A 16,740-nucleotide genomic window follows, 5' to 3' on the forward strand; every position below is an offset into this window, starting at 1 on the left:
CCGACCGAACGCCCGCCGGGCGGCCTGTCAACCCGGTAGGCGGATGCCGTGGCACCGACGACCGTGGAGTCACCACCACGACCATCGACACGGAGCGGAGACGACGATGAAGGCATTGACCTGGCAGAAGACGCACACGGTGACGGTCGAGGAGGTTCCGGATCCCGTCATCCAGGAACCGACAGACGCCATCATCCGCGTGACCTCGTCGGCGATCTGCGGTTCCGACCTGCACCTGTACGAGGTCTTCGGCCCGTTCATCGATCGGGGCGACATCCTCGGGCACGAGCCGATGGGCGTCGTCGTCGAGGTGGGAGCCGGCGTGACGACGCTGAAGGTCGGCGACCGCGTCGTGATCCCCTTCAACATCTCCTGCGGGGAGTGCTTCATGTGCCGCCGCGGACTCCAGTCGCAGTGCGAGACGACGCAGGTGCGGGAGTACGGCAGCGGCGCCGCGCTGTTCGGCTACACCAAGCTGTACGGCCAGGTGCCGGGCGGACAGGCCGAGTATCTGCGCGTCCCCCTCGCCGATTACAACCACATCGCGGTCGGATCGGACCTGCCCGACGAGCGATACCTCTTCCTGAGCGACATCCTGCCCACCGCCTGGCAGGGGGTGGAGTACGCCCAGGTCCCCGAGGACGGCACCCTCGCCGTGATGGGTCTGGGCCCGGTGGGGCAGTTCGTCGCACGGATCGGTCGCCACCGCGGATACCGTGTGCTCGCCGTGGATCCGGTGCCCGAGCGACGTGCGATGGCCGAGCGGCACGGCATCGAGACCTTCGACCTCACCGACACCGTCGTCGACGAACTGCGGGATCTCACGGACGGCCGGGGTGCCGATTCTGTGGTGGATGCCGTCGGCCTCGAGGCGCACGGCAGCGGCGGAGTCGAGTTCATCCAGAAGGCCGTCGGCCTGCTTCCCGACGTCGCCGCACGTCAATTGCTCGACAAGGCCGGAATCGACCGACTCGCGGCCGTCTACGCGTCCATAGACGCGGTGCGACGCGGCGGAACCGTATCGCTCAGCGGCGTCTACGCCGGCGACGCCGACATCCTGCCCATGAAGACGATGTTCGACAAGCAGCTCAGCCTGCGGATGGGACAGTGCAACGTGAAGCACTGGACCGACGAACTGCTCCCCCTCGTCGAAGACGCGGCCGACCCGCTCGGCGTGATGGATCTCACGACCCATCACGCCCCGCTCGACGACGCCCCCGAGCTCTACCGCACCTTCCAGAAGAAGGAGGACGGCTGCATCAAGGTCGTGCTGCATCCCTCGGCCGGGTGATCAGGCGGGCCGCTCCTGATCGCCCGATCAGGAGCGGCGGTTGCCCACACCGGGCTCGTCGTTGTGCTGCGAGTCGTACGACTTCGCCTCCGCGGAGGCCGCCTCGTCGGTCGCATCGTCGACGCCGACGGCTCCCGTGCCGCCCGAGTCCGCGCCCGCGCCACCCGCGGGCACGTCGTTCAGACCGGCATCCTCGCCCTGTCGCTGCTCGAGAAGCTCCGCGATGTTCTCCTCGGCGTCGGCGCCGGCCGGCATGCCGACGACCGAGGCGTCGTCCGCGGAGCGCTCGGCACCGCTCACTGCGCTTCTCCCGGATAGTCGGCGGCGGAGACATCCGACGGCGAACTCGCGAGTCCGAGGTCGGGATCGGTGTTGATGCCGCCGCCGATCGCGTCCTGACCGGCGATGCGTTCTTCCGCCGACACCTCGTCGTCGGACTCGGCGTGCGCTTCCTCGATCAGATCTTCCTCTTCGGGACGGATCGCCGATTCCTCGGCGCCGAAGGAGTTGATGAGACCCTCGGGATTCGACATGACGTGCTCCTCTCGTCGGTGATCCCTCCAGGGTGCCCGCAGCGGCGCCCGAGCGGATGCCCGTTGACAGGCATCCGTCCGGCACGTAGACGCCGGCGTGATCACGCAGATCTGCGGGATCTCGACGCCGCGCTCAGTCGATCGACGCGCGCACGGTCTGCGGATCGGCGCCGATCTGGCCCCAGGCGCTGCCGGTGAGGGTCTGGTCGCCGATGACGGCCGAGACCTCGAGGCGGTAGTCGCCGATCTGCGTGGTCCGCTCGTCGCTCAGCACGAACAGACCGTTCGGCTGCCCCTCGACCGTGCAGACGAGCGCGGCATCCGCCGGCCGGCACTCCCACCCGGTCGGCGCCGCGGTCACCGCGAGCCCCTCGGGCAGGGTGAGCGAGACGGTCGTCGACTCCTCGCGCCCGGTGAGCGAGACGCCGACGGTCGCCACCCCCTCCCCGGTGATGTCGGAGGTGACGACGAGTTCCGACACGACCGGCGCGGGGGCCGCGATCCGCTCGATGAGGGGCGGCACGACGACCACGCCCAGGATGCCGAGACCCGCGACGATCGCGAGCACCGGCCAGAGGTCGCCCAGCACCTGGCGGACGGATGCCGCAGCCCCATCCCCCGAGCCGGGCGCGCTCGATCCGGACGGCGGTGATCCGTCCGACGACGATCCGGCCGACGGGTCGGCGTCACTCGCCGGCTCCTCGGAAGCTTCGGCGCTGGAGGGGCCAAGCACGATGTTGCCGATGAGCAGCACGGTGGCGACGCCGAGCAGCGAGGCCGTGGTGCCGAATCGGCCCCACGCGGAGCGGCAACGGGGGCAGTCGCGGATGTGCTCCATGCCGACCGAGTCCGCCGCGTCGTCGACGTCTTCGGTCACCACCCGGGGAAGGCGCGTGGCCGCGTGACGGCACTCGGCGGGCGGATCGTCCTCGTCGAGGATCACCCGGAGCATGGCGCGGCGCAGTCCCTTGCGAGCGCGCAGGCTCAGCGCGTAGATCGATGCGGCCGATCGGTCGAGCTCGCCTTCGAGTTCGGCCGGCTTGCGTCCGTCGATGATCGTGGCCCGCAGCACCTGCTGCTGGTCGGCCGGGAGCAGGAGGAGCGCTGCGCGCACGCGGCGGTACTCGGCGTCGAGTTCGATGTGCCGCGTATCCTGCATCACCGTCGGCAGGTGATCTTCGGCATCGACGAGAGGCAGCACGCGAGACCGCGGCGAGCGGAACTCGTCGATCATCCGGTTGCGCATGGAGCGGATCACGTACGCCCCCGCCTTCTCCTTCGGTCCGTTGCCGCTCTTCCAGAGCGAGAGCAGACCGACGAGCGCATCGGCGAGCAGGTCGTCGGCGTCGATGCCGCGGCCGGCGAGGCGTCGGGCCGTGGCGAGAAGCATCCGCTGGTTGCGGAGCAGGAACACGCCGGCCGCCGCGCGATCGCCCGCGTTGGCGGCCGCGCTGAGCCGGTCGTCCTCCGCGTACTCGAGCAGGCGCTCCGGGTCGACCGCGCGCTGCCGTGCCCGTCCTGCCATCTGACGACCTCCCCGATCATCATCGCCCTGCACGTTTCGCCACTCCCCACGGCGGCCTCCCCCGGTGGGCACGACAGCGCGCCGCACGACGGATCCCCTCCCCTCGGTCGGCAGGGTGGGCCGACCAGGTCGGCCCGGGTAGCCGACACATCAGGAGCAACGGATGAGCGCAGGGAATCTGACGCACCGTCGTGTCGGAGGCTATCGGGATTCTGACGGTGTATGCAACTGAATACTTCATTTGCCACTGAAGGTAGGTGCAGTGGTACTGACAACCGAGAAAGAGAGCGCTACCAGACGAGCGGCAACCCCTGATCTCACGGCCGCCGCAGGTGCATCCGGCGCACCCGACGACGAAGCGAATGCCGAAACCCCGGTACGGTGAGTGCGATGGCCGCTCTCCCTCGTCGTCGCCTGACGACCCGCGTGCTCCTGATCTGCGGAGCGCTCGCCGCTGTGCACCTGCTGATCCACTTTGCGACCGCTCCCCTGCTCACCGCGCTCGCGCCGCTCGCCCCGCCGCTGTACGCGCTGGTGGCCGGAGTGCACAGTCTTCTGCCGTTCCTGGCTCGGCGTGTGACCGACGTTCCGGGCACGGCCGTACTCACCAGCGCGATCGCCGCCGTCTTCATCGCCGTCGCCAATACCGCGGGCGTGATCGTGATCGTCCCGCTGGTGCTGGCCGGAGCGATCATCGATCTCGTGGTCTGGCGCACGCGCGGCACGGCCGCACCGGCTCGCAGACGGTACCTGCTGGCTGCGGCGTGTGCCGGGACGGTGCTCTTCGGGGTCTCCGTCGTCGTGTTCTCCCCCGAACACCTCTCGCTGGGGATCCTGCTCGGGTCTTTCCTCGGACGCATCGCCGGTGAGGTGCTGGCGTCGGAGATCTCAGGAGCGCTGGCTTCCGCCCTCCATCGCGCCGGCGTCGGACGCGGCAGTGCCGAGACACCTCACAGCAGCCCCAGCTCATAGGCGCGGCCGACGACCTCGTCCCGGGTGGTCGACTCGAGGCGTCGATAGAGCGCACGCGCGTGCGACTTGACCGTGTTCGTCGACAGGTGCGATTCGAGCGCGATCTCTCGCACGGTGAGCCCCCGTTCGAGCCCGAGGAGCACGTGCTGCTGCTGGGGCGTCAGGCGCACACGATCGGCCGGCTCCCGCAGCGCCTGACGCGCACCGTGATCCGACGGCAGGAGCGCGTCGAGCGTTCCGCGCACATCGGCCGGCACCGCGAGTGCGGCGAACAGCAACCCGCGCTCACTGATCGCCGCACGGAGATCCGAGTAGCTCTCGGACGCACTCGCTTCGCGGGAACGGCGGTCGGAGGCGAGGGCGTGCACCGTCAAGGCCGACACACGTGCGCGAATCGTCTGCTTCTCCCCGAGAGCCGCCGCCGCACGACGTGCAGCTCCGATGACATCACCCTCGACAAGAGCCAGTTGCGCTCTCGCCACACGGCTCGTGGGGTGGTCGTCCTGCGCGTCGAGGACGACGCGGGCCTGTCGGGTCTGTCCCAGGGAGAGCAGGAGATCGACCTCTCCCTGAGCGAGCAACGGCCCCATCGTCGACCCCTCGTCCAGCCAATCCGCATACCGGACGCGGTCCGAGCGCAGCGATTCCAGGGCGCCGAGCCGATCCCCCCAGGCCAGCGCGTACCGCAGCCGAGCGTACGAGACCGTCGGACCCCAGCTCTGTTCCGCGTTGACGGGTTGCTCGAGCAGGCGCAGCGCGGCCCGGGCATCCGACGGACGAAGACTCTCGACCGCGATGATGCTGCGGGCGACCTCTGCGGTGAGCGCGATCGGAGAGCGGTACCAGCCGCGCGCGGGCGGCGCGTCGTCATGACGCGTGAGCCAGGAGCGCGCCTGTTCGATATCGCCCTCCAGGGCGTGGAAGAGAGCCGACTTCCCGGCCGCATCCCGCTCGACGTACGCCGCCCGGGACTGATGAGCGCGTTCATAGGCATCGCGCAGCCCGACGGTGGCTCCGGACAGGTCGTCGGCGAGTCCCCGGGTGATCCCCGCCTGCAGAAGCGCGGCGGGAAGACGGTCGTGAACGAGCGCGGGTTGATGCACCGCGGCGATGCGCCCGAACATCTCCACCAGTCGGGCGAGCTGGATCGCGCGCGACATCCGGCCCCGCACGCGGAGCGCGATCATGCGTGAGGAGGCCACGCTGAGCAGGCTGAGCGCGCGCTCCGATCGCGCGAGGGATTCCAGCTTCGCGGTGTCATCCGCATCGGGGAGGGACGCGGCGCCCAGCATCCGGTCGACGGCGTCCGCCGAGGAGTGCAGACGGATGTCGCGCACCGCCGCCGCGCGGGCGTCGTGTTCGAAGGCTCCGAGCGGCACCACCTTCAGGGCGAGGTCGAGCAGATCCCGGTGCTCGTCCATCAGCAGGGACCAGTGCGTGCCGAGCAGCTGCACGGCCGACGACCAGTCCTGTTCGCCGATCGCCCGCCGCAGGCCGCGCTCGACTTCGTCGAGAGGGGGCTGCAGGCGCTCGTCGTCCAGAGATTGAGTGCTCATGGGGGGAGGGGATCGCTCTCTTCGCTCCTATCCAATATACCGAGCCGTGCGCAGCGGCGGCCGACCTTCGGGTCGTCGGGCCGCCGCCGCGCACGCGGATACGACGCTAACCTCGCCGCACCCGCTGCCGTCGCGAGACCACGACCAGTCCCGCGCCGACGAGCATCACCAGGAGGGCGACGAGCGTCGCCGCGCCGGGGTCACCACCGGTCGTCGCCAACGGACCCTCGGGATCCGCCGACGCGGGAGGGGCGGGAGCGGGAGCGACGACCACCACGGTCGCCGTAGCCTCTGCGCCCGCCCGAGCGTCGCCCGCACCCGACGCGGTCGCCACCGCCACGTTGACGACTTCCCCCACCGCCGCCTGTGCGGCCGTGACCTGATACTCCTCCACCGCCGCGCACGCCACCGTCTCACCGGGGGCGAGCACGTCGGCCTCGCACTCGACGACGCCCGCCATCGGGTCCGACACCTCGAGACCGGAGAGCGTCGCCCCGCTCGGGTTGGTGACGGTGAAGGTCCAGCGGATGCGGTCGTTCACCGTCATCCTGTCGTCCCAGTCGACGTCTACCGGGGTACCGACCTTCTCGAGGGCGAGGGAGAGCACTCCCAGGAACGGTAGATCGCTGGTCGACGGATCGGCGTCCACCGTCGCATCGCCGAACACGCTCGCCGTCGCGGACGCCGTGTTGGTGATGCCACCGGCATCCACGTCGTCCTGCGTCACCTCGTACGCGGCGAAACAGTCGACGTGCTGACCGGGCAGCAGGCTCCCGGTCTCGCAACCGATCTCGGAGAGCTCGCCCGTTCCCGAGAACGCCCCCTCCTCGATCTCGACGCCCGAGACCGTCACGTTTCCGGTGTTCGTCACCCGGAAGCGGTACTCGATCTCCTGGCCCGCCCTCTCGATACCCGCGACGTCGGCGGTCTTGACGATCGCCAAGCCCGGGATGCGCTCGAACGAGAGGTCTTCGCGCGACGGGGCCGACGTGATCGGGCCGCCGGGTGCGGTGCCGGTCGCGGTGGCCGTGTTCGAAAGCTCACCGGCGTCCACGTCGTCCTGCGTGATGACGTACGTCGCCTCGCAGATCAGCTGGTCATCGGGGTCGAGCGTGCGCGAGGCATCGCCGCAATCGACGGCCGAGAGCTCGCCCGATCCCGTGAAGAGGCCCTCGACGACCGCGACCCCCTGCAGCGTGACGTTGCCGGTGTTGGTGACGACGAAGGAGTAGGTGACCTCCTCGTCGACGGCCAGGTCGGTCGGCGCCGCGGTCTTGACCACCGTGAGGCCGGGAGCCGCGTCGATGAGCACGGGTGCCGACGACGGGTCGCTCGACACGACGACGTCCGTCGGGCTCGTCGCATGGGCGACTGCGGTGTTGTCGATGCGTCCGGTGTTCACGTCGGCCTGCGTGACCTCGTAGGTCGCGGTGCAGTCCGTCGAATCGCCCGGTGCGAGCGGTGCGTCGCTGCAGGTCGGGATCACGTCGTCTCCCGTGCCGGTGAACGCGGTCTCCTCGATGTCGACCGCATCGACGGTGACGTTGCCCGTGTTGGTGACGGTGAAGGCGTAGTCGACGACGTCGCCGGCGGCGACGATGTTCTCCGACCTGACCTCCTTCACGAGGCTGATCGCGGGAGCGGCGGTCGCGGTCACCGTCGCCGACGACGGCTCGGACTCGGGGTCCTCGACGCCGTCGAGGGCGGATGCCGTTGCGACGGCGGTGTTCGTGATCGTGCCCGCGTCGAGATCGGCCTGGGTCACCACGTACGACGCCGTGCATGTGATCTCCGCTCCCGGTGCGAGGCTCGCGGCCTCGGCCGGGCAGGTGACGACGGGCGTCGTGCCCGTCCCCGAGAACGCCGTTTCGTCGATCTGCACGTCGGAGACGGTCACGTCACCGGAGTTCGTGACGGCGAAGGAGTACGCGACGGTGTCACCCACCGCGTCGACGGTCGTCGGCAGCGCGGTCTTCTCCAACGACAGCGCCGCGGTGCGGATCAGGTCGTCGGTGTCGGAGTCGTCAGCCGTGAGCGTGACACCGGGCAGTGCCGGGTCGCCGGCTGAAACCTGCGCCTCGTTGACGATCTCGCTCGCCGACTCGGCCGCCTGAACGACGCGCACGGTGACCGTGACCTGCTGGGTCGAGCCCTCAGCACCGGTCGCGGCATCGCCGTCACCGAGGCGACCGGCCGCCGCGAGCGACGCGATGTTCCACGTCACCGTCCCGCCGGGGCGGAGGCCGTCGGCATCCGCTTCTCCCTGGTCGGTCACCGCGCCGCCGGCGCTGGCCGACACGAATGCGAGCGTGGCGGGCAGCGTGTCGGTCACGACGACATCGGCGAGCGCCTCGCCCGTCAGCAGGTTGGCGACGTCGATCGTGTAGGTGAACTCCTCGCCCATCGCGACGCTGTCACGACCGTCGGTCTTGGTCAGGCCGATGAGCGATTCGCCCTGCGCCACGACGAAGCAGGCCTCGGTGGTGTTGTTCGCATCGACCGGGTCGGACATCAGGCCCGAGACCTCGGCGCCGAAGCACGCGTCCTCGCCGACGAGCTCGTCGTCAGGGATGACGGCGGGCAGATTCAGTGCGTTCGGCTCGTCGAGCGCGAGCATCCGCGATGCTCCGTCGGCGGTCACCGGGTCGCAGGTGAGCGTCACCGGCCCCAGCACCGAGCCGTCGGGGGCGACGTCGTCGGCCTCGCAGACCCAACCCTCAGGGGTGAGGCTGGTGATGCGGATGCCGGCGGGCACCGCGATGTCGACGCTGGCCGGAGCGTTGACCGAGCCGCCCAGGTTCGTCACCAGGAAGGGGACGAGGCCGGGACGACCGGCCTGCAGCGGCAGACGATCGGGAACCTCGACCGAGAGGTCGGCCTCCTGCGTCGTCGCGCAGACGGGCCGAGGCTCGGCCGGCAGGGTGCTGGCGCTGTCGATCGCGACGGAGTTGCAGGCGATCGCGTCGGCGGGGGCGCCCGGTACGACGTTGGCGGTGAAGATGAAGCTCGATGACGCTCCCGGAGCAAGGTTGCCGCTCACCTGTGCGCGGATCGCCGCAGCCCCGGACGCGCTGGCGGCCCACCCCGTCGTGCACCCGGGGTTCGTGGGAAGAACCTCGGCGCGGCACGGGTTCTGGGAGTTCGAGTAGCTCAGGCTCATGTTCGGCGACTGGATGACGACCGTGTTGAGCGTCTCGGCGAACGTGCTGCCGCGACCATCGCCGACGTGCGGCAGGATGTCGTAGCCGACGATGCCCGAGAGCACCGTGTTGCCCGAGTTCACGAGAGTGAGCCGGTAGGTGATATCGCTCGCATCAGGGTCGACACCGACCACGACATCGGGGTTCGAGACCCAGTCGCAACCGTCGTCCGTCACGACACAGATCTCCTTGACGACGTCGAGACGAGCGACGCCGCTGACGCTGACCGAGGTCGAGCTCGAGGCAAACGCCTCGGTCGTGTTGCCGTCACCGTCGATGTCGGTGGTGTCGACGACCTTGCCACCCCACGTCGTGGCGTTCGGGTCGAAGACGTTGCGGGAGTCACCGGCCCAGACGGAGGCCTGGCTGTTGGTGCCGGCGGCGACGGCAGACGTCGGGCTCGCGCTCACGCTCATGGTCGGCCAGGTCACGTTCGCTCCGAACGTGGCACCCGTCGGCCACGACGCGATGACGGCCTGGCGCGAGGCTCCACCGATCGTCACGTTCTTGTACGTGAAGCTCACGCCGGGCGGAACCGCACCGACGGGGAAGCTCGCGGAGTTGGGAAGTACGTTCCACCCGACGGGGGCGATGAACACGTACTGCGGCGACACCGTGCGGTCGGCGGGGATGTTGGCCGTGGACCCGGCCACACCGAAGGTGACCTTGCCGCCCGGGACGACGAGCCCGCCGCCTTCGACGACGGGGGTGCCGATGAATCCCGCGTTGAATGCGGGGGCCGCTGCCGCGACCTTCGGCCACTCGCGGAAGGTTGCTGTGCCCGTTGCCTCGGTGACGATCGGAGCGATCTCCGGATTGGCCGTGTACGTCATGGTCGAGGTCGCAGTGTTCGCCCAGCTTGTGAGCGGCGCACCGACAGGCACTTCGTAGCGGTAGAGCACACGGAACAGGGTGCCCGCGGTGCCCGAGGGGAGCAGATTGGGCCCCGCCAGCTGGCCGGAGGTGACGGTCGCGGCGACGATGCGCTGGCCCGTCGGTGCCGCGTAACTCGTGCCGGTCGCGGTGCCGGTCGTGCCGTTGCTCAGCGTGTAGGCGATCGTCGCGGCGGAGTTCGTCTCGATGCGGTAGACGCGCAACGTCGAATCGCCCAGGTCGTCGTCGACGATGGTGGCGACCGCCGGAACGTTGCCGCGGTTGTTGGCGTCTACGGTCCAGTACTGGTCCGTCCTCGTGGTGAACGGCGCGACCGCCTGGCCGGGGGTGCACACCCGGTTCCAGTCGTCGCGACCGGATGCCGGGCACACGAGCCCCGTGGTGTTCGGGGGCACGTTGACGAAGCGCTGTCCGCCGGCGACTTGATCGGCCGTCGAGGCTTTCGCGAGATCGGCGCGACCGAACGGCTGCACACGCACGACACTGTGGGTGAAACTGTTCGCCGCGGTCTTCACGGTCGCCGCGTCGTCGAGGTACGTGACGCTGACGTCGACGTTGTTGGTGACGGGCACGACGAAATCGGCACCATCGGCCGCCTCGGGGAACGCGCTCGCCGGGTAGCGCACGGTCACCGTGCGCGGGTTGTAGCCATACCCCTGGCTCCACCCGCTGAACGCGGTGACGCCGAAACCGCCGGCGGCCGTCGCTCCGGACTTCGTCCAGGTCACGGTATGGGCGGCCTCGTCGTAGACGCCGCCGTCGCCGGCGCTGACGAACTGCGCCTGTACCGGAAGATGATCGACGACCGTGTAACTCTCGCCGCAGAGCAGGTTGCCCGCTGCCGTCCAGCGTCCGGAACCTCGGTTGGTGAAGCATCCGTCCGACATGGCGATCGAGTAGGTCATGTCGGTGTCGGGGCGCACCGTGGTCGGCCCCGTCTTGGCGATCGTGGGGTTTGCCGGAAGGGCGATCTGCCAGGTGACCGGCGGCGCGGATGCCGTGACCGGCGCCACCGCGTTGGGCGACGTGATCGTCGCCGAGTTCTGTATCTGGTAGCCGTTGGGGAAGTAGGCGGGCGCCGTGACACCCGGAGCGCTGGTGTCGATGTCGCGCACGTACTGCACGAGGAAGGTCGACGACGTGCCGGCAGCGACGTCGCCCAGGCGCACGGTCACCCCGCCCGTGACGCTGTTGGTGATCGTCGCACCGCCACCCGCCGGCGGAGTCCAGGTCTCGTAACGGTGGATACGGAAGGTCCCGTATGTGGGGTCGAGCGCCACGGCCGGCAGCGTCACCACGGCGTCGGTGCACTCCGCCACCGAGCACGAATACGCGATGCGGTAGCCGAGCCGGTTGTTCTGCTGGTTGTATCCCGTCGTTGTGACCGTCTCGCCCGTGCCCGGGTTGATCGGCGTCAACTCGATCGACAGCTGTGCCGGACCCGCCGCGTAGGCCGCGGGCGCAGCGACGAACATCATCGTGACGGTGGCGAGTGTCGCCAGCATGGCGATGGCTGCTGTGCGCAGGCGCGACGGCATGCGAGATTGACCGGTCATCGAACTCCCCTTCAGAAAACCGCAGAGCGTACCGAGGCACGTCTCCTCTGCATGCTTTCGTTTGAAAGGTCGCAGAACGATCACGATGAAGAAACTTCACCCTCACTTCACCCTCCCGCGCACACTCGAGACACCTCATCCGGCGCGAGGCACCACGTCTCCCGTGGTGTCTCGCGCCGGAATCGGTGTCTCAGCGGATCAGGCTCAGCGGCTCAGGCGATCAGGCCGCGCGGCGACGACGAGCGACGAACGTGACCCCACCTCCCGCGACGAGCAGCAAAGCGATTCCGGCGAGCGCGAGCGGCAGGTCGCCACCCGTGGTCGCCAGTTCGTTGACACCGGGGGTGCCAGGGCGGGCTGGGTCGACCGGGGTCTTCTCCGGCTCCTCGGTACCGCCGCCCGGCGTACCAGGCGTCGGCGGAACCTCCGACTCGCGCACGATCACGCCGGCGTCCCACGTCGGGTCGATGCCCTCGGTGGCGCGCACCTCGTTCCACGGGTAGTCGCGGGTGAGGTGGACGTTGTCCGGGCCGAGAACGATCGTCTGCGTCATGCCGGTCGTGGTGTCGGCATCCGAGTCGATCGCGTCATCGTCACCGGCATCCGCCTTCGTGAAGACGTAGATCTTCTGCTGCTCGGGCGTCGGCGCGAACTTCACGCGGTACTCCCCGGCTGGCAGCTCGTCGAACAGGTAGCGGCCGCGATCGTCGGTCTTCGTGGTCTCGATGACCTCGCCGTCCTGGATCAGCTCGACGGTGACGCCGGGCAGAACCTGCTCGTCGTCGTCCTGTCGGCCGTCCTTGTTCGCATCGATCCACGTGACGTCGCCGACGGCGTACGACTTCGCGGGCTCGGGCGTCGCACCCGGAGTGTTGTAGAGCACCACGTCCTCCGAGCCGCCGTTCGCCGCGACAGCGATGCGGCTGAGCTCGGTCGCCAGCTGGTACCCGGCGGGCGCCACGTCTTCGCGCAGCCAGAACGTTCCGGCGCTCTTGACTGTCGGGGTCGTGCCCTCGGCGGTGACGATCTTGCCATCGACCACGCGCAGGTCGCTCAGCACGACCGTCTGTTGGTCGTCGGCGAGCACCGAGAAGCGTGCGCCCGCGTCGGTGATCAGCTTCGCGGCATCCGTGCTGTCGCGCTTGAGCAGGTTGAGCGGATAGTCGTTCGTCGGGGTGATGGTGGCCCCGGTCGCGCCGATCCTGTTGGTGATGCCGACGTTGGCCTGGTGGTCGGCGACACGCACCTTGAAGAACAGGGCCAGTGTCTCGCCGCTCACCAGGCGTCCGCGCTCGAGCGTGACCGTGTCGGTCGCGGCATCATACGCAGCCGTGATGTTCGTGCCGGGCACCGTGTAGGTGGCGCCGCCGACCGTCGTGCCCGAAGTCACGTCGCCCGGTGCGACCCAGCCCAGGAACTCCACGCCCGCGGGCAGCACATCGACGACGTCCTCGACCATGTTGGTGAAGGTGCCGTGCGGCATGAGCTCGACGCGGTAGATGAAGTCGGTCTGGGTCAGTGCGCCCTCAGCATCCATCTCGACCCGCAGGCTTCCGGTGAAGGCGTCGTTCGCGGCGTCGTAGACGCGCTTGCGCACCTCCATCTCGTTGCCGAAGCTGGTCGCGGTCGTGCGCGAGGTCGAGGTGTAGACGATCTCCTGACCATCTCCCTCGTAGCGTGCGGCGTTGTCGACCTCGATGGTCTGCTTGCCCTGCAGCACCTGCGTGGGCAGGTCGACGGTGATCGACCAGCTCTTGGTGAACGGGGCGGCGGCGGATGCTCCCCACGCGGCGTCCTTCGGGAACGCGGAGTTCGGGGCGATGACCAGCGTGCCGTCCTCGGCGATCGTCACGTCGAAGGTGTCGGCGTCGAGTGGGAAGTTGTGGTCGTACGTGCCGGTGATCGACTCCTTGATCGCGGGGAGCGTCGCCGCGGTCACATCGAAGATCGAGTGATCGATCTCATCGATGATGCGGGAAGTGGCCGCGTCTCCGACGTTCTCGCCGATACGGAACGTGTAGGGGATCGTGGTCGACGTGCCGCCGGTGACCGAGACGGTTCCGCCCGGGGCGGTCTTCGAGAACCGACCCGGGTCGTCGACGCCGCCCGAGGTGTCCTTCGGAACCGTGATCGTCGTCGACGCCGACTTGGACTCGTACCTGCCGTCGGCGTACACGAAGTACGCGTCGTTCGATACGCGGTACTGCGTCGCGTACGGGTTGTCGCTGCTGGCCTGCTGCGGCAGAGCGGTGATCGTGGCGGCCGCCGAGAGGCGGTACTCCTTGGTGACGTCCTTACCGATGTTCACGAAAAGGTTCTTGCCGTCGACGACGTAGGCGCCCCGGTACTCGTCGGCGGCGATCGTCTTCTCGATGTCACTCGTGATACCGGTGGCGGGGCGGAGCGCGACGGCGGTGCCGTCCTGGTCGATCGCGGTGAGGAATCCCGCGGCATCCGTCTTCCACGACGTCTGGGCCGGCAGCGTGTCACGGATGACGACGTTGCGCGTCAGCGCGAACGGGCCGTCGGCGAAGTCCGCGAAGACGCGCAGGTCGGCGCGCAGCGTGTAGGTCGCGTCGATCACGGTGTCGAGGGTCGCGCCGGCCGCGAGCTGCTTCTGCAGCTGGACGGCGGTCGGGTCGACGGTCTTGCCGAACGCGGCACCGGTGCCCGGGCGGTCCTGACCCTTGACCGAACCGCGGATGGCGGTGCCGGCGCTGTGCTTCGAGCCGTTCACCTCGACCTGGTTGGTGACGGTGACGGCGTACGAGCCGCCGTTGACCTTGTCGACGGCGTCGTACGCGCGCTGCAGCTCGGCGCGCACGGCCTCGAGGGCTGCGGCGTCGGCGATGGTCGCCTTGTAGGCGAACGTGTAGACGGAGTTCGCCTCGGCACGGAACGTATGGGTGAAGCTCGTACCCGAGATCGCGGGCAGGCCGGTGAGCGTGGTGGTGACGGGGTTCAGGTCGTTCGCGTCGCGCACGACCCGGGAGCCTGCGAGCGATCCCTCGACGAAGGCGAGGTGGGTTCCGAGGGTGTCGGTCAGCGTGACGTCGCGCGCCTCCCTGCTCGAAACGGTGACCGTGTACGGCAGGGCGATGTCGAGGACGCTCGAGTCCATCACGACGCGACCGTCGACGACGGTGTGCGGGATGTTGACGCCGGTGACCGACTTGTTCGACGAGGTTGCCGTCGACTGCGGCGACTCCCCGGGCTCGGTGACGATGACCCTCTGGGTCGTGGGGGTGCCGTCGACGTTCCAGACCAGGTCGCGGACCTCGGACTGCTGCACCTTCTCGAGGGTGAAGGAGAGGTCGAGAACGCCCTGGTTCACATCGGCCGGGAACGGATCGTTGAAGGTCACGACGAGCTCGCCGGCGGCGTTGACCGCCAGGGAGTGGACGGCGGTGTTGCCGTCGGGAACGACGAGCGCCGCATCGGGGATCGTGATTCCCGACGGCAGACCGATCGCGACGACCGCGCCGTCGTCCATGCTGCCGTAGCCGAGCTGGAAAGCGTACGTCCCGCCCTCCTGCAGCACGGGCATGCCGTTGTGCCCGCTTCCGGTATCGACCGGGAAGACGGTGACGCTGCCACCCGCGGCGAGCGCCGGAGCGCTCAGACCGCCGATGGACATGAGGGCGACGAGGAAGCCCGCCAGCCAGTGAACGAATGTGCGCGCGCGGGATCGCCGCGCGATGTGCTCAGACATCGATTACTCCAGAACAGATCAGGGGGCGCATCAATTGGGGGGACGCACCCCTGCGTCGGTACCGATTCCGGTACTCGTCGAACGCCGCGGTCTCGGGAACCGGGCGTTCACGCACGGGTCCGAAGACCCCTGCACTGGAGAGACGGGGAAGGAGGGCTCCGATTACGGAGTGTGGGGGGTGAACCGGGGGTGAAGTTCTCGGATGACGAAGGTCGTCGCGTCATTCGAAAAGGTTGTCTCCGTCCGAGCCTCAGCGACGGCGGGTGTTCCGCTGCGCCTCCTCCGGGCGTCGCCGATGCACGTCGAGCACGACTCCGCCGATCACGGCGAGTAGAAGGGCGGCGCTGAGGCCCCCGATCGCGAGGTGCTCCGGAGTCGGGGCCGGGTCGTCGCGCACTTCGACGCGGGGCGAGGGGGTCTCGCCCGTCAGCGTGCGATCGTGTGCGACAGGGGTGACGGCTGGTGCCGCGGCCGCGGGTTCTGCGGGCGCGACGAATACCGGTCCGGCGGCGAGCGCGGCCGCCAGGGTAAGGGTCGAAAGGGTGCGCGAAAGGCGCGCGCGAACGCGAGTGTTCCCCACCGGGGGTCTCCTTCATGGCTTCGGGTAAAGCCGGACGGATACCGGGCGTACATCCCCCATCACCTCGACTCCGCCCGAGGAGTGGAGAGGCAGCGATACTCTAGCCGATCCCGCGATGCGACCGGGTGGCGGCATCCGCTTGCGGCGGCCTCCGCCGCGGCTTACGCTCGCGACATGTCGAGCAGCGCGGTCGGGGTCGTCCAGGAGTTCATGCGGGCATTCCGCGAGCAGGATCGCGCGGCGGCCGAACGGATCATGGCCGACGACTTCGTCTTCACCAGCCCGCAGGACGACCACATCGACAAGGCGACCTGGCTGGAGCGCTGCTTCCCGACGGCCGGGCATTTCAGCTCACCGGCGCAGACCCTCCAGATCATCCCGATCGACGATCTCGTGCTGCACCGCTACGAGTATGCCGTCGACGGCATACTCTGGCGCAATGTCGAGTCGCTCGAGGTGCGCGACGGTCGCGTGCACGCCGTCGAGGTGTACTTCGGCGGGTCGATCGGTCGCGCCGGCTGACCGGCGACGGCGCCTACTCGGCCGCTGCCTCCGACTCGGCGATCTGGGCGCGCACGGCGTCCATATCGAGGGCGCGCACCTGGCCGATGAGGTTCTCGAGAGCCGGGGCGGGCAGCGCGCCGGCCTGCGAGAAGACGAGGATGTTGTCGCGGAAGGCCATCAGGGTCGGGATCGAGACGATTCCCGCAGCGCGCGAGAGATCCTGGTTCGCCTCGGTGTCGACCTTCGCGAAGGTGATGTCGGGGTGCTGCTCCGACGCACCCTCGAAGATCGGCCCGAACATCTTGCACGGGCCGCACCACTCGGCCCAGAAGTCGACGAGCACGATGCCGTCCTTCTCGACCGTCTGCGCGAAGTCCGCACTGCTGAGCTCTGTCGTTGCCATGGGGTGTCCTCTCC

The 16,740-nt window shown here is 69.1% G+C and carries 11 protein-coding genes; 3 read left to right on the forward strand and 8 right to left on the reverse strand.

Annotated elements, in window-relative coordinates:
• Nucleotides 1-106 precede the first annotated feature (106 nt).
• The gene (locus ACIPVN_RS09735) at nucleotides 107-1,291 is read left to right on the forward strand and encodes an alcohol dehydrogenase catalytic domain-containing protein (protein ID WP_400442443.1); all 1,185 of its coding nucleotides are present in this window, start codon (nucleotides 107-109) and stop codon (nucleotides 1,289-1,291) included.
• A gap of 27 nt (nucleotides 1,292-1,318) precedes the next feature.
• On the opposite strand, the gene ACIPVN_RS09740 is transcribed toward ACIPVN_RS09735, so the two are convergent.
• The 3 genes from ACIPVN_RS09740 to ACIPVN_RS09750 all read right to left on the reverse strand — a co-directional run bounded on the left by ACIPVN_RS09740 (nucleotide 1,319) and on the right by ACIPVN_RS09750 (nucleotide 3,349).
• Complete coding sequence (locus ACIPVN_RS09740) at nucleotides 1,319-1,591, reverse strand: hypothetical protein (protein WP_400442445.1); 273 nt, start codon at nucleotides 1,589-1,591, stop codon at nucleotides 1,319-1,321.
• Nucleotides 1,588-1,824: a hypothetical protein gene (locus ACIPVN_RS09745; RefSeq protein ID WP_400442447.1), complete on the reverse strand. Its 237-nt coding sequence runs from the start codon at nucleotides 1,822-1,824 to the stop codon at nucleotides 1,588-1,590. The genes ACIPVN_RS09740 and ACIPVN_RS09745 overlap by 4 nt, the downstream gene beginning before the upstream one ends.
• Nucleotides 1,825-1,957: 133 nt before the next feature.
• Entirely contained in the window at nucleotides 1,958-3,349 is a 1,392-nt protein-coding gene (locus ACIPVN_RS09750) for a sigma-70 family RNA polymerase sigma factor (protein WP_400442449.1), read from the reverse strand.
• A 390-nt stretch (nucleotides 3,350-3,739) separates the two neighbouring features.
• Here ACIPVN_RS09750 and ACIPVN_RS09755 point away from each other — a divergent pair, with 390 nt between their 5' ends.
• Nucleotides 3,740-4,321: a hypothetical protein gene (locus ACIPVN_RS09755; RefSeq protein WP_400442451.1), complete on the forward strand. Its 582-nt coding sequence runs from the start codon at nucleotides 3,740-3,742 to the stop codon at nucleotides 4,319-4,321.
• Here ACIPVN_RS09755 and ACIPVN_RS09760 read toward each other — a convergent pair.
• From ACIPVN_RS09760 to ACIPVN_RS09775, 4 genes are all read right to left on the reverse strand, one after another.
• Nucleotides 4,300-5,877, reverse strand: a complete 1,578-nt coding sequence (locus ACIPVN_RS09760) for a response regulator transcription factor (RefSeq protein WP_400442452.1) — start codon at nucleotides 5,875-5,877, stop codon at nucleotides 4,300-4,302. The genes ACIPVN_RS09755 and ACIPVN_RS09760 overlap by 22 nt on opposite strands.
• A 106-nt stretch (nucleotides 5,878-5,983) precedes the next feature.
• Nucleotides 5,984-11,527 (reverse strand): isopeptide-forming domain-containing fimbrial protein, encoded by a 5,544-nt coding sequence (locus ACIPVN_RS09765; protein WP_400442453.1) that lies wholly within the window; start codon nucleotides 11,525-11,527, stop codon nucleotides 5,984-5,986.
• Nucleotides 11,528-11,747: 220 nt separating this feature from the next.
• Nucleotides 11,748-15,239: an SdrD B-like domain-containing protein gene (locus ACIPVN_RS09770; protein ID WP_400442455.1), complete on the reverse strand. Its 3,492-nt coding sequence runs from the start codon at nucleotides 15,237-15,239 to the stop codon at nucleotides 11,748-11,750.
• Nucleotides 15,240-15,489: 250 nt separating this feature from the next.
• Entirely contained in the window at nucleotides 15,490-15,819 is a 330-nt protein-coding gene (locus tag ACIPVN_RS09775) for a hypothetical protein (RefSeq protein ID WP_400442457.1), read from the reverse strand.
• 174 nt (nucleotides 15,820-15,993) lie between these two features.
• On the opposite strand from ACIPVN_RS09775, the gene ACIPVN_RS09780 reads away from it, so the two are divergent.
• The gene (locus ACIPVN_RS09780) at nucleotides 15,994-16,341 is read left to right on the forward strand and encodes a nuclear transport factor 2 family protein (RefSeq protein WP_400442459.1); all 348 of its coding nucleotides are present in this window, start codon (nucleotides 15,994-15,996) and stop codon (nucleotides 16,339-16,341) included.
• 13 nt (nucleotides 16,342-16,354) lie between these two features.
• Here the strand turns inward: ACIPVN_RS09780 and trxA are convergent, their stop codons facing one another.
• Nucleotides 16,355-16,726, reverse strand: coding sequence for a thioredoxin (gene trxA / locus ACIPVN_RS09785; RefSeq protein ID WP_400442460.1), 372 nt, complete (start codon nucleotides 16,724-16,726; stop codon nucleotides 16,355-16,357).
• Nucleotides 16,727-16,740: the final 14 nt, after the last annotated feature.

This window comes from Microbacterium sp. NPDC090003 (genome assembly GCF_044748385.1).
Classification (GTDB): domain Bacteria; phylum Actinomycetota; class Actinomycetes; order Actinomycetales; family Microbacteriaceae; genus Microbacterium.

Coding starts and splice junctions, on each gene's coding strand:
- ACIPVN_RS09735 (WP_400442443.1), top strand. CDS start 107: ATGAAGGCATTGACCTGGCAGAAGACGCACACGGTGACGGTCGAGGAG.
- ACIPVN_RS09745 (WP_400442447.1), bottom strand. CDS start 1,824: ATGTCGAATCCCGAGGGTCTCATCAACTCCTTCGGCGCCGAGGAATCG.
- ACIPVN_RS09750 (WP_400442449.1), bottom strand. CDS start 3,349: ATGGCAGGACGGGCACGGCAGCGCGCGGTCGACCCGGAGCGCCTGCTC.
- ACIPVN_RS09755 (WP_400442451.1), top strand. CDS start 3,740: ATGGCCGCTCTCCCTCGTCGTCGCCTGACGACCCGCGTGCTCCTGATC.
- ACIPVN_RS09760 (WP_400442452.1), bottom strand. CDS start 5,877: ATGAGCACTCAATCTCTGGACGACGAGCGCCTGCAGCCCCCTCTCGAC.
- ACIPVN_RS09765 (WP_400442453.1), bottom strand. CDS start 11,527: ATGACCGGTCAATCTCGCATGCCGTCGCGCCTGCGCACAGCAGCCATC.
- ACIPVN_RS09770 (WP_400442455.1), bottom strand. CDS start 15,239: ATGTCTGAGCACATCGCGCGGCGATCCCGCGCGCGCACATTCGTTCAC.
- ACIPVN_RS09780 (WP_400442459.1), top strand. CDS start 15,994: ATGTCGAGCAGCGCGGTCGGGGTCGTCCAGGAGTTCATGCGGGCATTC.
- trxA (WP_400442460.1), bottom strand. CDS start 16,726: ATGGCAACGACAGAGCTCAGCAGTGCGGACTTCGCGCAGACGGTCGAG.